Origin of the sequence: Paenibacillus sp. ALJ109b (assembly GCF_010747435.1) — a bacterium.
GTDB lineage: Bacteria > Bacillota > Bacilli > Paenibacillales > Paenibacillaceae > Paenibacillus > Paenibacillus taichungensis.
Map to the genome: position 1 here is coordinate 26,438 of NZ_JAAIFP010000035.1, position 17,694 is coordinate 44,131.

A 17,694-nucleotide genomic window follows, 5' to 3' on the forward strand; every position below is an offset into this window, starting at 1 on the left:
TAAAAGGAATATATCAGTCCTTGCTGCTCTGCATGCAAGGTATTTTTATTTCAAACTGGAAACCTGACAATTTACATGTTATGTTATATCATTATACTAGATAAAGTAGGCAACTATAGATGAAGACAGGAGAGGATTGAACATGGTCAAAGTTGGTATCGTAGGTTACGGAAATCTGGGCAAAGGTGTAGAGAAAGCTATTACTCAAAACCCGGATATGGAGCTTGTTGCTGTATTTACACGTCGTAACCCGGAGCAGATGGTTGCAGAAGGTACGGAGGTTCGTTTCGAGCACATCTCTGCTGCTGAGCAATACATAGGCAAAATTGATGTGATGATTCTGTGTGGAGGTTCGGCAACCGATCTTCCGGAGCAAACACCTGCAATTGCAAAATTGTTCAATACGGTGGATAGCTTCGATACACATGCCAAAATCCCTGAATTCTATAAAGAAGTTAACGCCGCGGCAGAGCAAGGTGGCCACGTGAGCGTCATTTCCACAGGTTGGGACCCAGGCTTGTTCTCAATGAACCGTCTGCTTGCCCAATCGATCCTGCCAGAAGGTAAAGAGTACACGTTCTGGGGTAAAGGAGTAAGCCAAGGTCACTCCGATGCCATCCGTCGTGTTCCTGGCGTTAAGGCTGGTGTGCAATACACTGTACCTGTTGAAGAAGTAATCAACAGCATTCGTGCTGGGGAGACCCCAGAATTGACCACACGTGAGAAGCATCTGCGTCAATGCTATGTAGTTGCAGAAGCTGGTGCAAATCAGGACGAAATTCGTGAAACGATTGTATCCATGCCGAACTATTTCTCGGATTACGATACAACGGTGACGTTCATTACTGAAGAGCAATTGAAGGCTGAACATGAAGGCATGCCGCACGGTGGGTTTGTCATTCGTAGTGGAGTTACAGGCGCAGGCCAGAAACAAATTATTGAATTTGGTCTGAAGCTCGACAGCAATCCTGAATTTACCGCAAGTGTACTGGTGGCTTATGCAAGAGCCGCACAACGTTTGAGTCTGGAAGGACACAAAGGGGCTAAGACGGTATTTGATATCCCACTCGGTCACCTGTCTCCTAAATCGGCTGAGGACCTTCGCCGCGACTTGCTGTAGTCCGTTAATTCATTACCGCAGTTGTAAGTCCTGATTATTTATATCTAAAATGTAATACAACACAAATAGCTCGTCCTTCTAAAAAGAGGGACGAGCTATTTGTTGCACAAACGAATTAGTACTTATCCATGAGCTGTTCATAGTCATTCATACTCGTAACTCATGTGGGGACAGTCTTCCCTACAGCCAGTGTGAGGGAATGTTTAAATGATCCGGCAACTTGGTATCTGCACTGCCTTTTGCCGAGTTGAGCTGGGATTGCGTCAGAAAGATGCTGCCTCTCAGATCCGCTCCACCCAGATTCGCATCCCGCAAGTCAGCCCCAATTAGATCGGTCTTTCTCATATCTGCGTTTCGTAAATCAGCCGCTATCATTAATGCACCTCTGAAGCTCGCTCCCCGAAGGTCAGCTCCTTTTAGATTGGCACCCAGAAAGTCTCTTCCGGTGCGCTTTTTGGTCTTCGATTTGGAAGGACCCTTATCCGAAGTTGGGACCTTTGCCCGCACCATCTCGCTGGCCTGTACAAGCAGTTCGTTCACCACCGCCCGATGTGCGGGAATATCGAGACGTAATATGGCAGATGGCTTCAGTTCGGTCAGTCGTTCCGTTTCCCGATATACGTCCTTCAACGCGGCATGGATGGATGATGTTTCCGGCGGTTGTAGCATTTCATTGATATAGCTCATCATTTCATGAAGCTGCTTCATGACAGGCAAGCAATCGAACATCTCAGCAGCTGATTCCGGATGATTACGCCAATCCTTGCCCGCATATGTAATCTGTGATAGTTTCTGACCAGCCCCGAAACAATCGTAGACTGTGCAGCCCTTGAACCCTTTCTGTCGCAGCTGTGTATGGATGCCACAACGGTTATCGGTACGGAGATTGGAACAGGGGGTGCCACTGGATTTATCAAAAGCAAAGTCTGAGGATTTGCCATACGGCAAGGCGACACAGCATAGCCCAAAACATTGCTCGCAGTCTGCGCTTAAATGCAGAGTAGCCTGATTGCTACTGAATGCTTGGTTAGTCATTTGTACACTTCCTTTTATTAAAAAGAATGCTATTTTAAGGTCAGTACAACTTTACCATTACACTGGATTTCGATCAATTCGAATATGGATCATATGGCGATCCTGATAACGGATTAACTCCATAAATGACATTAGGAATGTAAAATAACCGCCTCCCGTGATGGAAGGCGGTTTATTTATTTAGTTAGCAACAGTAACACAATTAGACTATACCTTGCGCAAGCATGGCGTCTGCCACTTTCAGGAAGCCAGCGATGTTCGCTCCGGCAAGCAGGTTACCTGCACAGCCGTACTCATCCGCTGCCTGAACACAGCTAGTGTAGATGTTAGACATAATGTCATGCAGCTTGGCGTCCACTTCTTCAAATGACCAGGACAACCGCATGCTGTTCTGCGACATTTCAAGTGCGGACACGGCAACTCCGCCAGCATTAGCCGCTTTGGCTGGTCCAAACAGAACGCCTTCTTTGTGGAAAACGTCAATCGCAGCCAGAGTGGAAGGCATGTTCGCTCCTTCACCGATCGCTTTAACTCCGCCTTGAACAAGCAATGCAGCAGCCTGTTCGTCGATTTCGTTTTGCGTTGCACAAGGCAGCGCGATATCACAAGGGATAGACCAGATGCCTTCACAGCCTTCGGTATACACGGCATGTGGATGCTCTTTGACATATTCGCTGATCCGCAGGCGATCAACCTCTTTTAATCTTTTTACGGTATCTAGATTGATTCCTTGAGCATCATAGATGTAACCACCGGAGTCACTACACGCCACAACATGAGCTCCAAGCTCCTGAGCCTTCTGAATGGCATAGATGGATACATTACCCGAACCGGAGACAACCACCGTGCTGTCCTTGAAGCTCAGTCCTTTGGATGCCAACATCTCTTTCACAAAGTACACGCATCCGAATCCTGTAGCTTCCTTACGTGCAAGACTTCCTCCGTACAGCAAGCCTTTACCTGTGAGTACGCCAGCTTCATGTCCACCGCTGATGCGTTTGTACTGTCCGAACATATAACCGATTTCCCGTGCACCTACACCGATGTCGCCGGCAGGTACGTCCGCATCGGAACCGATATATTTGTACAGCTCAGTCATGAAGCTTTGAGTGAAACGCATGACTTCCAGATCCGATTTTCCTTTTGGATCGAAGTCGGAACCACCTTTACCACCGCCGATTGGCAGGCCAGTCAGGGCATTTTTGAAAATTTGTTCGAACCCAAGGAATTTAACGATTCCCGAATAAACGGAAGGATGGAAACGAAGTCCACCTTTGTAAGGCCCAATAGCGCTGTTGAACTGAACACGGAATCCACGGTTTACTTGTACCTTGCCTTGATCATCTACCCAAGGCACGCGGAACGTAATGACACGTTCTGGCTCAACAAGCTGTTCAAGCAAGCCATTCTCCCGATATTTCGGGTGAGCTGCAATGACAGGAATAAGCGAGTCCAGGATCTCTTTGACAGCCTGATGGAATTCACTTTCCTGTGGATTTCTGGCGATAACCGATTCGTAAACGGAATGAACATACTCTGCGGCAGTTACTTGAGTTGAATCTTTAGTTATAGTCGACACTTTTTCAATGCACTCCTTTATTGTGTTAAAGTCTTGGGATGGCTATTTGTATAAATTGCATAAAAGTTTGTAGTTAAATATACAGGAAACAAAATAAAAATACGAGATGAAAACCCATAAAATGTTTTTTATGACGTTATTAAAATCTTCTATGGATCTGTCATATGATGTAAAGGTTAAGTTTGGAAGCCGGATTGACGCCCTTTTTATCATTATACAACGCAAAGTTAACAGAATAGCTGGATTAAAAAATTTGTTTTGGTAAGATGGTAGTAAGGCCGCGGTATCCGTGGTTTTTTTATCTATATGAAGGAGGAGAACAACATGATGAAGAAAAACATGCGAATCAACATGGAGAACAGGGCTTGTATAGGAGGTGAGATTTATTATGAACCATAGGACCTCCTTTCAAAATTGCAGAGAAATGCTGGTGAACCAGCTCATTATATTCGGTGAAGAGAAAAGAACATTTCTCGACGCCTATTTTGACGTGCGTGACCCGGAACGTTCGCAGATGGAACGGTTGCTCGCGAACTATACGACGTGTGTGGAGAAGCTGCTCCTTGGTTCGGATGAAGCTCTGGAATCGGTGGTACTTATCGGTAGTTTGATCCGTTTTGAGTACGTTGACTTCCATACATCTGATTCATTCACCATTGTTATGCCAGATGACGCGGACCCGGATGCGGGACAAATTTCATTCCTCTCCCCTGTGGGGCGGCAATTATTGCTTGGGCTCAAGGGAGAAGTGAGGTCGATTAATATACCGGCTGGCTCCATGCGAGTACGCATTACGGATATTACGTTAAACAAAGAGTCCTTGAATCGGATGTCCACTGGGGGTGCAGATCATGCACTTTAAAGAGACGGATTTGCCGGGAATTGGACGCAAGTATTGGCTGCACACACGAAGCGGTGAGCATCTGGTCATTGTCATCCATAATGACGAGCGACGTGACCTGTTTCACATGGAATCAGGCGATTCACCTGAAGAACTGGGAGATATGGTGTCACTGGTCACACTGGATGATGATGAGGCACGTGCGGTTGCTGCTATTGTCGGTGGCATGACGTACAAACCAACCTTTCAGGATGAGCGTGAAGTTATGCTGGAGGGACTGTTAATTGAGTGGCTCCGTATTGAGCCGCATTCAGAGAGCATAGGAAGAACGATCGGAGAACTGAATATTCGCCAGGCAACAGGAGCAGTTATTCTGGCTGTGGTGGAGAAGAACAGGACGAAGCAGTTTAATCCAGGTCCGGACTATATCTTTACCGCGGGGGCTACGGTTGTTGTCGCTGGTGAACGGGATCAGATCAAACTGTTAAAACAGTTGTTATCCAATGGACGGCTCTAGCCTATGGATATGCTCATATTCGAAGTGGGAATTGCCGTTGCGCTGATTACACTTACGGGGCTAATATCTGCAAGATTACGATTTTCGGTCATTCCTTTCTATATTCTGATTGGTATGGCTGTTGGACCGCATGCACCACAGATCGGCATTGTGGATTTGCGTTTTATCGAAAGCTCGGAATTTATTGAATTTATGGGCAGGCTGGGTATCCTGTTTTTGCTCTTTTATCTGGGATTGGAATTTTCGGTCTCCCGCCTGATGAAGTCAGGCAAAGCCATTTTAACCGGAGGTATGTTCTACGTTGGCCTTAACTTTGCTTCCGGTCTGCTGCTGGGATGGTTCATGGAACTGCCACTCAAAGAAACATTAGTTGTCTGTGGTATTATGACGAGTTCTTCCACAGCTATTGTGGCTAAAGTACTCGTGGATCTGAAGCGCACGGCGAACCCGGAGACGGAGATTATTATGGGCATGATTATGTTTGATGATCTATTCATCGCCATCCATATATCGATTCTGACGGGGCTTGTACTTAGTGGGGCTACCTCATTCCTCAGCGTCTTGCTCGTATCCCTGTCTGCGCTGCTCTTTATTGTGCTATTTCTGATCATAGGCAGGAAATGCATCAAATATATTGATAAGGCACTCAACATCAAGTCATCGGAGTTATTTCTGCTTACGGTTATGACGCTGCTCTTTTTGGTGGCAGGTTTCTCGGAAACGTTGCATGTAGCCGAGGCGATTGGAGCTCTGATGATGGGGCTTGTTCTGGGGGAATCCAGACATGCCAGCCGAATTGAGCATCAGATTATGCCGTTCAAAGATTTCTTTGGGGCCATCTTCTTTTTCAGCTTTGGCCTGACTATTGAACCCTCGACCCTTGGCGGGGCCGTTGGAATGACCGTGATTGCCGTTATTCTGACCATTGCCAGCAACTATGGTGCGGGCATGATCGCTGGCAGACTCTCTGGGATGACTCCCAAGGCTTCTCTCAATGTGGGATTCACGCTCGTATCCCGTGGAGAGTTCTCTATCATTATGGCGAACATCGGCAAGGCAGGAGGCCTGATGGCATCCATTCAGTCTTTTGCCGTGTTATATGTGTTGATTCTGGCAGTGCTTGGTCCGATCCTGACGAAAGAATCACCTTGGATCTACAGTCAATACGCTCGCTTGAGGAAAAGAATGAGGGGGAAAGAGACGGGATGAATTGTGCATCTGTTTGCCACGCCTTTACAGCGTAGGTTAATACACAGATGCAAGCACGTATTGAATCCTAATCCACTGCTAAACCGTACACGCCACACTGCTTGGAGTAAATTCTCTCCTTAGTGTGGCGTTTATTTTATCGGGGATTCATGAAAGTTGGATTCGAATGTTCTCTATATGAACCGCGACCCCACCCACTTGAATCTTTGTGATTTCATTGGAAATGCCCAGCGTTAATCTGGCACGAATCTCCGAGGGGCGGTTCATGGTGTATCCTTGTCTAATCGTATAGGTTGTATCGTGGGAATCTGATAGTTGGTTGTATTTATGCAAATAACAGAGTAAAGCACCGTTAGATGTACCAGTTGCGCTCTCTTCCGGGATATCGTAAAGGGGAGCAAAATTCCGGCATTCTGCCAGAGTGAGCTCTTTATCTGGTTCGAGTGCAAATACGTGATAACCTACGACATGGTTAGCTTTGCTAATTTCAGCGATAAGCTTAAAATCAGGAATGATTTTTGACAGAACATCAACATGGTTAACCGCAATCAAGATATCGCGCAATCCGGTAGATACGATCTGTACTGGTAACTCAGCATGTAAATCATGTGTGGAAATACCCAGAGAATCTGCAATGCCTTGTCGGTCAACGATCTCTCCAAACTCCGGAAGCGTCTGAGACAGATAGACTTCACCATTGTTCTGGACATCTACTTCAAGTATTCCGGCTAACGTCTCCAGCGTGTATACACCTACATCAACGATATGCTGTGCTTTCATTAAATAAAATAAGGCAATCGTTGCATGTCCGCATAGATCAACTTCATCACTAGGGGTGAAGTAACGAACTTTGAAATCAGCCTGGTCCGATGGCATAACAAACGCGGTCTCTGAGAATCCAACTTGTCTGGCAATCTCCTGCATCTGGGAGTCGGACAAGTGTCCTGCTTGTAAAACAACTCCTGCGGGATTTCCGCCTAAAGGCTTATCCGAAAATGCATGTAACGTACTTACTTCAATTTCCACATTTCTACCTCGCTTGTTCAGTTATTTAGGTTCAACTGTTCTACATTATATCACGATTCCTAATCGGGCTTGTGAACCCAAACCTGCTGCGAATTCATGAATATAGGTCAAATGAACGTCCGGGAAGGGTAATGAAGAAGGAGAGTATAACGATAATGCTATGGAAAGGCTGGGATCTCTAATGAAAGCAATTGTGATTGAAAAGTTCGGCGGAGCAGAACAATTGAAGGAAAAGGAAATGCCCAAGCCGGCATGTGGAGTGAATCAGGTGCTAATCCGCATTCATGCTACTTCTGTGAACCCGGTGGATTTTAAAGTCAGACAAGGCCATATGAAAGAGGCAGCGGATTCTTTCCCACTAATATTGGGCGGGGATGTTGCCGGTACGGTGACTGAAGCGGGTTCGAATGTGGCAAGGTTCAGAGCGGGAGATCGCGTATTTGCCCGTCCTCGTCATTTCGGGACCTATGCAGAATATGTGGCCGTGGATGCGGACATCATTGCCCGTATCCCGGAAAATCTGAGCTTTGAGGAAGCAGCTGCCATACCTCTAGCCGCCATGACGGCCTGGCAGGCACTTGTTGACCATGGACGGCTTGCCAAAGGGCAGAAGGTTCTCATTCACGCCGGAGCAGGTGGTGTAGGAACCTTTGCTATTCAGATTGCCAAATATCTTGGCGCTGAAGTGGCTTCCACGGCGAGTGAATCGAATGAGGAATTGCTTCGTTCGCTGGGAGTGGACCATTTTATCAATTATTTAAAAGAAGACTTCTCGGAGATTCTCTCCGGGTATGATGTCGTGCTGGACACGATGGGTGGCGACATTCAGCGTGATAGCTTCAAGGTATTGAAGGCCGGTGGACATCTGGTATCGCTTGTGGAACAGCCGGATGAAACGCTGGCTAAGGAAGCTGGTGTAACGGCCAACGTGTTCATGATGGAACCCAAAGGGGACCAACTCGATCAGTTGGCTGAGCTCGCTGCTGAGGGCAAGCTGAGACCTATCATTGATGAGACATACGCCTTAAGTGAACAAGGGCTGCGTGAAGCGCACGAAAAAAGCGAAACCCATCACACACGCGGGAAACTGGTCATTCGAGTAGAATAGATGAGAATTACCGCTGAATATTTCAAATTCAAAAAAACTTTACTGACGGAAGATGTCAGTGAAGTTTTTTTATAATAGGGGTATCCACTAGAAGGGAAGTGCACTATGCATACAAAAAAAGCATATCTTTATGTATTTGATACGATGTCAGACTGGGAGGTAGGTTATTTAATTGCTGAACTAAACTCGGGAAGGTATTTTAAGAAAGGGCTGGCGGCGATAGAGGTGGTTGCTGTTGGCGTTGATAAAAGTCCGGTGACTACCATGGGGGGATTGGAAATATTACCTCGCATTTCAGTTGATGAGTGTAAGTTAGAAAGTACGGATGTATTGATTCTTCCAGGCGGGAATACTTGGATGGAATCCATTCACGAGCCTATATTGAAAAAAGCTTCGACATCTTTGGAAAAAGGTCATGTTGTTGCGGCAATATGTGGTGCAACCGTTGGACTTGCGAGGGTGGGATTGCTAGACTCCAGAAGGCATACAAGCAACGATCTGGAATATTTGAAAATGATTTGTCCTCATTACATTGGAGAAAAATACTATGAAATGGTACCGGCCGTAACGGATGGCAATTTAGTTACTGCATCGGGTATAGCTCCGTTGGAATTTGCGATGCATGTATTGAAGGTACTAGATGTATTTACACCGGAGACTTTAGATTCGTGGTTCAATCTATATCAGACTCATGAAGCGAAATACTTCTTCGAGTTAATGAATTCTATCAAATAGCTGACATTTCGATATGTTCGCAAGGAGTGGAATAAGATATAATAGTAACAATTTATTCCATTCTATGTATGAGGTGATTCGGATGTCCAATGAGCTCATTCAAGCGATTCAATTATTAAAAGAAAAGAAGTGGGTGGATCTGACCCATACGTTTGGACCGGAATCTCCGCATTTCTCAGCTTTTGATGCTGCAGCATTCGATACGTTGTTTAATCACGATCAAGGTTTCTTTGCCCAGAGTTTCAGGTTTCCCGGTCAATATGGTACGCATCTTGATGCGCCAATTCACTTTGTGCGGGATACCCGGTATCTCGATGAACTGGGGTTGAAGGAGCTTGTGCTACCGCTGGTGGTCATTGATCAATCTGTGGCTGTAGAGAGCAATCCGGATTTCACGCTGGATGTAGAGCATATTCTTGAGTTTGAAAAAGAGCATGGCGTTATTGAAGCTGGCAGCTTTGTAGCACTACGTACTGATTGGAGCAAACGCTGGCCCAGTCACGAAGCATTCGACAACAAGGATGCAGAGGGACACAGTCATGCACCCGGATGGTCAGTCAGTGCGCTAATGTTTTTATTCGAGGAAAGAAAAATACAGGCGATCGGCCATGAGACCTTCGACACCGATTCAGCTGTAGACTATCAAAAGAACGGAGCACTTCTGGCAGAGTATTATGTACTTGCTCAGGATACATATCAGGTAGAGCTGTTAACGAATCTGGATCAGGTACCAGCCAAAGGTGCGGTGATCTTCAATATCGTACCTAAGGCCGAAAAGGCGTCCGGCTTTCCAGTACGCTCGTTTGCCATTTTACCGTAAAACAAAGTTGAACATAGGTATAATGCAAAGGACTCACACACAGTTCTTTCCGAATGATTCGCATAAGTAAATAACTAGGGAGGTGTATTCCTCCTCTGATTGTTGAGAAACCCAGGTCATTTCTACGACCGTGGGTTTTTCTTCTGTTCAGCTAGAACTGCTGATATGGAATACTCCTATGGGCATTTGGATCAATCTTGTGTTAACATGTGCACTAACTAACCCAATAGCATGATTAAGAAGGGGATACCATGTCCATTCGAATAAAAATGTTGCTGTCCTTCACGGGTATGCTCGTCATAAGTCTGCTGTTCATCCTGCTTACGGCTAGTCTGTATACGATTGCTGCAACAGGCGATCTGCAGGGTTTTCGCGATATTTACAAAGTACATTATCAGGTGAATCCACTCACGGAACAGGGAGAATCGATCTTTCAAGAGATGAAGTTTCTGGCCAAAAATGATCCGGACGAGCTGCAGAACAAGGTTTTGCTGCGCGAGTACGACATGAAGCTTCGAGCCGAGAAGTCTGGGCTATACGTCAGACGAGAGAATAGCCAGATATTCGAATCGTTGACCTTCAATCAGCCGGAACTGAGACAAGCACTGCCTGCCTATGATCTCAACAATTATCAGATTCGCAGCACCTTTAATATTAGTGAGCGATTCTATGCATATGCGAAATTTGATTTTCAATATTCAGATGGAGAAAGAGGAAGTATCTTCGTTATTCGTGAGAGAAGCCCATTTGCAGAGCTTACTCGCAAGCTGCTACCTGTAATGTCACTTCTGCTCATCGGCGTTCTCATTATCGCGAACCTGCTCTTATTCCGCTGGATCACTCGCAGCTTTATTAAGCCATTGAATCAACTGCGGAGCTCAGCCGAACATATTAAAGATGGGAATCTGTCCTTCAAGCTTCAACTTAGCTCCAATGATGAAGTTGGACAACTCAGCGAAGCGTTCGAGAGCATGCGGACTCAATTGCAGCGCTCCAATGAGTTGCGACAGCAAGACGAAGCGAATCGCAGAGAGCTCATCTCCAATATTTCGCATGACCTTCGCACACCGATCACCAATATTAAAGGTTATATTGAGGGGATTCGTGACGGAGTGGCCAACACTCCGGAAAAAATGGAGACATACGTCAATATCATTCACTCCAAAGCAGTTAGCATGGATAAGCTGGTGGATGAACTGTTTCTGTATTCAAAGCTCGACTTGAATCAGGAACCTTTCCTGTTTAAAGTGGTAGACCTTGTTGATTTCCTGGAAGACAGCATTGAAGAGCTCAGATACGATCTGGAGGACAAAGGGGTGGCTTTGGATTGGGATAATCGGGCATCTGGACCGGTCATGGCATCTGTAGATCTGGATAAATTAAAACGCACCGTTGTCAATGTAGTGGATAATGCCCTCAAATATATGGAGAATGAACAAAAACGATTCGGGATTACACTTGAAGCAGATGACGAATGGACTACGATAGCCTTTAAGGATAATGGCAGAGGAATACCGGAAGAGGCGCTGCCTTATATATTTGAACGCTTTTATCGGGCAGAGCAATCTCGCAATTCCTCAACAGGCGGAAGTGGATTGGGACTGGCGATTGCCCGCCAAATCATTGATGGACACGGAGGCTTTATCTGGGCGAAAAGTAAACCCAATGACGGCACGGTCATTTATATCAAACTAAAACGGTTGAATGAAGAGGAGGAGCTTTCCGGTAATGACAAACATTTTGATTATTGAGGACGAAACAACGATTGCCGAATTGGAACGGGACTATTTCGAACTCAACGGGTTTTCTGTAGAGCTCTGCCATAACGGAGATGAAGGGCTAAAGCTTGCTCTGGAGGGGAGTTACAATCTAATTATTGTTGATCTGATGCTTCCGGGACTGGATGGCTTTGAATGTTGCAGGCGAATTCGTGAGGTGAAAGAGGTGCCGATCCTTGTCGTCTCCGCGAAGAAGGAGGAGATCGATAAGATTAGAACGTTCAATTTGGGTGTTGATGATTTTATTACGAAGCCGTTCAGCCCAAGTGAGTTGGTTGCAAGAGCGAAAGCTCATTTGACCCGATATGAGAGACTGCTTGGCAAAAGCAAACCAGCCGAACAAGATGAAATCCACATTCGTGGGCTTCATATCGATAAGGGAGCGCGCCGCGTTTTTGCTAATGGCGAAGAGGTAGCAATTACAACGAAGGAATTCGATCTACTCGTATTTCTTGCGAGTCATCCGAACCGTGTATTCAGCAAATCCGATCTGTTCGAGCGGATCTGGAGCATGGATTCCAGCGGAGATATTGCGACGGTTACCGTCCATATTCGTAAACTGCGTGGGAAGCTGGAGGCAGATCCCAAAAATCCCGAATATATTGAGACTGTCTGGGGTGCGGGTTACCGGTTCACCGTATAAGTTTCGAGAAAAATTAGATTGAGTTTATAGTTTGTTAATATTTTTGTCCTTGGGAGTTTCTTTTTGTCCTCTATTCTATAGATACAGGCAACTTCAACTTATAGAGGAGGAATTCAAATATGAATCCTATAACCCGAAAAATGGCTACATTTTTAACGATAACTGCATTAGGCACAGCAGTATTCCCGCTAACTACCAATTACGTACATGCAGCTACATACGTTACTAACGTTGCAGCTACAGCGACACAGCTTACCAACCAGCAGATTGAGGTCGCCATCAAGGAACTGAACAGCTTGGGGATCATGAACGGTTATGCCGATCAATCCATGGGTGAACATAGAGCCATTACCCGCGCAGAATTAGCATCACTGGTATTCAAAACGTTTAATCTGGAGGAGAAGAAAGGAGAAAGCGTTGAATTAACGGACGTTAATCCTGACGCGTGGTATGCACCGTATGCATCAAAGCTCGTTGAACTTGGTATCATGCAGGCGAATAACGGACAATTCAATCCACACAGTCAAGTGACGGATGCAGAACTCGAACAGGTCGTATCCAAAGCGATGCAGCGTGACGTGAAATCCGTCCACCATTGGATGAGCACGTTCTATTCCGAGAACGGTTCGACCACACGCGGGGAAGCAGCGGTACTGTTGCACACGGCCCACCAGGCTATTCCTTCGGAGCAGGCTCAAATACAGAGCGTTAGATCGCTCAATGCCATTACGTTAATTGTGACGTTCGACAAGCCTCTGACAGCAGCGGATGAAGTATTTGCTAAGGCACAAACCGATTTTGCGCTCAGTGGTGGGTTGACATTGACCAACATGCCTCGTCTGAAAACAAGGTCCATCGCAACCTACATCGTTCCAACGTCCGTTCAACATGCAGGTGAAGTATACAGTCTCACTTATAAAGGCCACGATGCTGGTTCCTTTGAAGGCAGTGGCACGAAACTAAACATGACGACGGCTAGTCAAATAACGAATGATACGTTCGAGATTGAAGCACTGCAAGAGAACGGTGTAGTGGATTATGGCTATATCATTTCAGCTTACAGCGGTGGTCGAGGGGCTAATGCGTTTGTGTTGAATGACCAAGAACAAGCAGGAGGCAAAACGTATCAAATTATCTCCTCCATGCAGGCAAGACAAGTCGTGATTACGCCAGAAGGTGGCGAGCCAATCGTTGCCAAATATGTTCCGTTCACGCAATCGACAGATGGCAAACAAGAACCGAAGTTCCGTTTGCCTGAAGGACAAACATTGCAATCCGGTGTGACATATACGGTTTCTTCTGACTGGGCGAACATCAATAACGCTTCATTCACCGCAAGGTCGTTTGATTCGTTGGAGGTTGCGAGTGCCCAAGCTGTGAGTGAAACTTCAGTTGAAGTTACGCTGGCGCAAGATCCTGGAGATGAACTGTTCTCAGGTCGAAGTGTAACATTAACATCACCTAACGGTGACGTTCTGACAGCGACATATAAATATTCAAGTCGGAAAGGCGCCACGGGCATATTCGACCTTGTTAATGATAACAAGTTAATCCCAGGCACGACCTATACAATAAGTCCAGTTGGGGATTGGAGTGTCGCTTCTTCGGTAACAGTGACACTGTAGTAAGGGAGGCAGTATGAATAAGTCGCTGATGATAATAATCCTAATAAGCAGTATGTTCGTCGTTCAGGGCTGCGTGCCTGAAGTGAGAAACGACTCGAAGGTGGAGGAGAAGTTATCGGATTCACCGGATGAGCTGTTGTTGAAGGCAGCAGAGGGGAGAGACACCGAAAGTATTGAAAAATGGATTCAAGAGGGCGCCAATATCAATGCTCAGGATCAGAGCGGAAGAACTCCTGTTATGATTGCAACATACAACAATGATCTGGCATCAGCCACAATGTTGATTGGAGCGGGTGCAGATGTTAATGTACAGGATGATATGAAGAATAACCCGTTTTTGTACGCTGGCGCTGAAGGGTACTTGGATATTTTGAAGCTGACGATTGAGGCGGGAGCCGATCCAGCGATAACGAATCGATATGGAGGAACTGCACTGATTCCAGCTTCGGAACATGGATACGTGGATGTGGTACGAGAACTGCTGACCGAAACTTCAGTGAATGTGGACCATATTAATCAATTGGGATGGACAGCACTGCTGGAAGCGATCATTCTGAACGATGGTAATAAAAGACAGCAGCAGACAATTCACTTACTCATTGATCATGGAGCAGACGTAAACCTTTCGGATCGTGATGGAGTGTCACCGCTCATTCATACTAAGAATAAAGGCTTCAAGGAAATCGAAGAGATTTTGGTCCGGGCTGGTGCGAAATAGAGTATTGTTTTTATTTTGCATAATTCAATTTTCTTGCTCCAGGGTAGATAATGTGGACAAGAAGAAGTATCCTGATCCATACAACGTCTAGACGAATAGGCATTCATATAAATAATAAAGGAGGCGTAATCCGCCTCCTTTTTATGTGGTTACTTTTGATCCGAAGAGGGATCTTGATTGAATCGTTGTGAAATTTTTTTCTCTGTCTTCTTACGCCGAACCCAACGCTTGAAGATACTTTCTTCTTTTCTTCCCTGCAGTGTTTCCTTCATGCCTTGGATCATAAATTCGGATCTTCGTCTGTCGTCCCGACTAATCTCGCGTAGTTCCTTAATAAATTTGTCGTCCATATCTGCCTCTCGCTCATTAAGTATATCTCTATTATACCGAACGTACGTTCTTTTATCAAGTTTTACCATTATCGAATTTTTTGGGGCGATTTTAGTGAGAAAGAGCACAGGATTCAGCCCTCTCCATATGTGAAAATGGAATAGAACGATCAGTAAATCTCTGTATCATGTCTGGAGGGTGAGGGATGAGGACTAGTGATGATGGAATGAAGCGTGAATGTGTACCTGAAAGATCGTGGGCGCTCATTATGATGCAGGGGTTACTGGGCATTGGTGCGATGGTTGGAGGGGGAGCACTCATTATCGATCCTTCGGGAAAACTCGTCAATATGCCGGATTCATTATTGGAGCATTCCCCGTTTGGCAGTTTTCTGATTCCGGGAATTATACTATTGTTGGTTCTTGGTGTTATGCCGATGATCATTGCCATTTCACTCCTTCGTCGCACTCACTCGGAAATAGGTGAGAAACTGAATCTCTACTCGAATAAATACTGGGGATGGACGTTCTCCTTATATACGGGATTTGCTCTGATCATCTGGATTATGATACAGGTATACTGGATCCAGCATGTATCTGTCATCCATCTGGCCTATTTTGCCTGGGGAGTGGGGATCCAGATCGTCACTCTGTTGCCTGGTGTACAGCGAAGGTACCAGGCAGACTGCTCATCATAATATATTCTTTCTATAAAATAAAACGGCTGTCATCCGGATCTTGGAGTGATCCAGTTGACAGCCGTTTATCTTTGTTGTTACTTGGAAGCCTGGTAGGCGCTCAAAAATTCTTTCACTTTTGCCGGATCAGACTTCAATTCATTCCCGGTCTGCACGAGTGGACTTACTGTAGAGTATGCCTTAAGTTTGTTGTTTTTGTAGAACTGCAAAATGTCATCCTGATTAATGGAATAGAGCACGGATTTTCTCAGGTCACTGCTCTTGGCAACTTCCCGATTGGCTGTGTTGAACAACAGATAGGAAACCGCATTGCTCGGAATGCTCTGCAATTGCAATTTGCTGTCATTTTTGATGATGTCATACTTTGTTTCGGATACTCCGTAGTACAGGTGGATTTCACTGCTGCGAAGAGCAGACAACGCACTGTCAGCATCGGCGATGAAACGAACATTCACCTGAGAGATTTTGGGTGCATATTCGGAGCCTTTACGGTAGCCGGGATTCTGATAGAATACACCTTCGTAATCATTTTTATATGCCAAGATATATGGGCCGCTGGCATACAGGGTGTTGTTGTACGCAGCACCTTCAGTCACGGTATTCTGATCGCCGTAAGGAATGTCTTTATTCACGTCAAACGAAGCTACATCATACGTATTGATGCTCTCAACCTGCTTTTTGGACACAATGCCAGCAGATTGGTGGGCCAGATAGTTCAATACTTGCGGGAAAGGTTCCGTGGTTGTGAGTTTCACAACCTGATACTTCCCGGCAGCGTTATCGGCTTTGTTTTTGTCCGTGACCAGTTCCGTAATTTTGGTGCCAAGCCCTTGTTCCAATGCTTCTTTAACCGTACCACTGCCACTGGATTGCTGAACGGATTCCAAGGCGCCCAGATCGGTTACCAACTCGGCTTCCTTGATATGTTCGTGCAGGCTGTACGTCCGGTGATCCGGTACGGAATCTTTGTTTTTGGCGCGATCGAGAGAGAAGATGACGTCATCTGCACCGACACGTTCTCCCGTATCTACCGCTTTTTTATTATCAATCTTGGCAAAGTTGATATCGTCTCTGAGAATGAAGTAATACTCCGAGTTCCCCTCAGCAATGCTGAAATTGTGGGAGAGGGAGCCCTCTGGTGTAAGTTGATCGTCATCAGTCAGGTTAACGAGACGTACATACATGTTGGTGTTCAGTTGGTTGATGGAACCGTCATTTCCTTTGATCGGGTCAAGGGAAGTCAGGACAGAAGCGGTTTGTGTCAGAATTAATGGTTCTTTTGTATTTTTGGAGCTGTCTTTGAATTCAATCGGTTCCCATGCCATGGCGCGGGATTTGGACAAGCGAACGGTGTCTACATTGAGAATGTCTTTGTTCACAGCCTGACTTTTCAGGGAAATGTACAGCGGAGCGATATAGGCTTGATCGGTTACCAAGCGGTCCTCCAATTGTTTATACGTATCCTTGTATTCGTCCGGTGTCTGGGTAGCAGCCTGGTCAATAAGCTTATCTATTTCTTCATCAGCCAGAATGCTGTAATCTCCGCCTGTCTTGAAGAGTGAACGAACTGCGTAATCCGGATTCCCGGTTACCGTTGTCCAACTGGACAGTGCAATGTCATAATTGCCGGCATCCTGTTGGGATTTGTAGCTGCCGTAATCCGGCTGCAGGTTCAGCTTAACATTGAAGCCATTCTTGGTGAGTTGGTCCCGGATAATGTTCACGTCATTTTCAGAAGAGCTCTGAGCCAGTAATTCGATGTCTACCGGTTTTTGGTTTTGCGTGTTTTCTGTTGTATCTGACGGTGCGGTTTCTGACTGGGATTCCGTCTTGGTCTTCACACTGCAACCGGAGACCACAAGGACAAAAGTTAATAGTAGTGCTATCAGCATACGTTTTTTCATGAAAATACC

The 17,694-nt window shown here is 45.8% G+C and carries 17 protein-coding genes; 12 read left to right on the plus strand and 5 right to left on the minus strand.

Translation table 11 applies throughout. From position 1 onward, the window contains the following. Positions 1-142: 142 nt before the first annotated feature. Positions 143-1,120: a diaminopimelate dehydrogenase gene (locus tag G3352_RS28100; RefSeq protein ID WP_371121655.1), complete on the plus strand. Its 978-nt coding sequence runs from the start codon at positions 143-145 to the stop codon at positions 1,118-1,120. A 180-nt stretch (positions 1,121-1,300) separates the two neighbouring features. Here G3352_RS28100 and G3352_RS28105 read toward each other — a convergent pair whose 3' ends face one another. Continuing rightward, positions 1,301-2,155, minus strand: coding sequence for a pentapeptide repeat-containing protein (locus G3352_RS28105; RefSeq protein WP_163761371.1), 855 nt, complete (start codon positions 2,153-2,155; stop codon positions 1,301-1,303). A 202-nt stretch (positions 2,156-2,357) separates the two neighbouring features. Beyond that, a complete protein-coding gene (gdhA, locus tag G3352_RS28110; RefSeq protein ID WP_113053599.1) occupies positions 2,358-3,734 on the minus strand; it encodes an NADP-specific glutamate dehydrogenase in 1,377 nt (458 codons plus the stop codon). A 388-nt stretch (positions 3,735-4,122) separates the two neighbouring features. On the opposite strand from gdhA, the gene G3352_RS28115 reads away from it, so the two are divergent. Genes G3352_RS28115 through G3352_RS28125 form a run of 3 tightly spaced genes read left to right on the plus strand, consistent with a single transcriptional unit; the run spans position 4,123 to position 6,301 of the window. Beyond that, the gene (locus tag G3352_RS28115) at positions 4,123-4,596 is read left to right on the plus strand and encodes a GreA/GreB family elongation factor (protein ID WP_099857076.1); all 474 of its coding nucleotides are present in this window, start codon (positions 4,123-4,125) and stop codon (positions 4,594-4,596) included. Next, positions 4,586-5,092: a cation:proton antiporter regulatory subunit gene (locus G3352_RS28120; protein WP_076287930.1), complete on the plus strand. Its 507-nt coding sequence runs from the start codon at positions 4,586-4,588 to the stop codon at positions 5,090-5,092. Before G3352_RS28115 ends, G3352_RS28120 begins: the two co-directional genes overlap by 11 nt. A gap of 3 nt (positions 5,093-5,095) precedes the next feature. After that, positions 5,096-6,301 carry a cation:proton antiporter gene (locus G3352_RS28125; protein WP_099857080.1) on the plus strand — a complete coding sequence of 402 codons (1,206 nt, stop codon included), beginning with the start codon at positions 5,096-5,098 and terminating at the stop codon, positions 6,299-6,301. 147 nt (positions 6,302-6,448) lie between these two features. Here G3352_RS28125 and G3352_RS28130 read toward each other — a convergent pair whose 3' ends face one another. Next, the gene (locus tag G3352_RS28130) at positions 6,449-7,327 is read right to left on the minus strand and encodes a PhzF family phenazine biosynthesis isomerase (protein WP_163761372.1); all 879 of its coding nucleotides are present in this window, start codon (positions 7,325-7,327) and stop codon (positions 6,449-6,451) included. Between the two features lie 181 nt (positions 7,328-7,508). Here G3352_RS28130 and G3352_RS28135 point away from each other — a divergent pair, with 181 nt between their 5' ends. The 7 genes from G3352_RS28135 (at position 7,509) to G3352_RS28165 (ending at position 14,754) form a co-directional block, all read left to right on the plus strand. Then, positions 7,509-8,435 (plus strand): NADP-dependent oxidoreductase, encoded by a 927-nt coding sequence (locus tag G3352_RS28135; RefSeq protein WP_163761373.1) that lies wholly within the window; start codon positions 7,509-7,511, stop codon positions 8,433-8,435. Positions 8,436-8,540: 105 nt separating this feature from the next. Then, complete coding sequence (locus tag G3352_RS28140) at positions 8,541-9,170, plus strand: type 1 glutamine amidotransferase family protein (protein WP_163761374.1); 630 nt, start codon at positions 8,541-8,543, stop codon at positions 9,168-9,170. Between the two features lie 82 nt (positions 9,171-9,252). Then, positions 9,253-9,990 (plus strand): cyclase family protein, encoded by a 738-nt coding sequence (locus tag G3352_RS28145; protein ID WP_163761375.1) that lies wholly within the window; start codon positions 9,253-9,255, stop codon positions 9,988-9,990. A gap of 251 nt (positions 9,991-10,241) precedes the next feature. Continuing rightward, on the plus strand, positions 10,242-11,741 hold the full coding sequence (locus tag G3352_RS28150) for a sensor histidine kinase (protein ID WP_163761376.1): 1,500 nt from the start codon (positions 10,242-10,244) through the stop codon (positions 11,739-11,741). Then, complete coding sequence (locus G3352_RS28155) at positions 11,719-12,411, plus strand: response regulator transcription factor (protein WP_090903764.1); 693 nt, start codon at positions 11,719-11,721, stop codon at positions 12,409-12,411. The genes G3352_RS28150 and G3352_RS28155 overlap by 23 nt, the downstream gene beginning before the upstream one ends. A gap of 119 nt (positions 12,412-12,530) precedes the next feature. Beyond that, positions 12,531-14,036 carry an S-layer homology domain-containing protein gene (locus G3352_RS28160; protein WP_163761378.1) on the plus strand — a complete coding sequence of 502 codons (1,506 nt, stop codon included), beginning with the start codon at positions 12,531-12,533 and terminating at the stop codon, positions 14,034-14,036. Positions 14,037-14,049: 13 nt separating this feature from the next. After that, a complete protein-coding gene (locus tag G3352_RS28165; RefSeq protein ID WP_163761379.1) occupies positions 14,050-14,754 on the plus strand; it encodes an ankyrin repeat domain-containing protein in 705 nt (234 codons plus the stop codon). Positions 14,755-14,903: 149 nt separating this feature from the next. On the opposite strand, the gene G3352_RS28170 is transcribed toward G3352_RS28165, so the two are convergent. After that, positions 14,904-15,104, minus strand: coding sequence for a hypothetical protein (locus G3352_RS28170; protein WP_063565515.1), 201 nt, complete (start codon positions 15,102-15,104; stop codon positions 14,904-14,906). 185 nt (positions 15,105-15,289) lie between these two features. Here G3352_RS28170 and G3352_RS28175 point away from each other — a divergent pair, with 185 nt between their 5' ends. Further along, positions 15,290-15,781 carry a hypothetical protein gene (locus G3352_RS28175; protein WP_240343267.1) on the plus strand — a complete coding sequence of 164 codons (492 nt, stop codon included), beginning with the start codon at positions 15,290-15,292 and terminating at the stop codon, positions 15,779-15,781. Positions 15,782-15,858: 77 nt separating this feature from the next. Here G3352_RS28175 and G3352_RS28180 read toward each other — a convergent pair whose 3' ends face one another. Next, entirely contained in the window at positions 15,859-17,685 is a 1,827-nt protein-coding gene (locus G3352_RS28180) for an ABC transporter substrate-binding protein (protein ID WP_163761380.1), read from the minus strand. Positions 17,686-17,694: the final 9 nt, after the last annotated feature.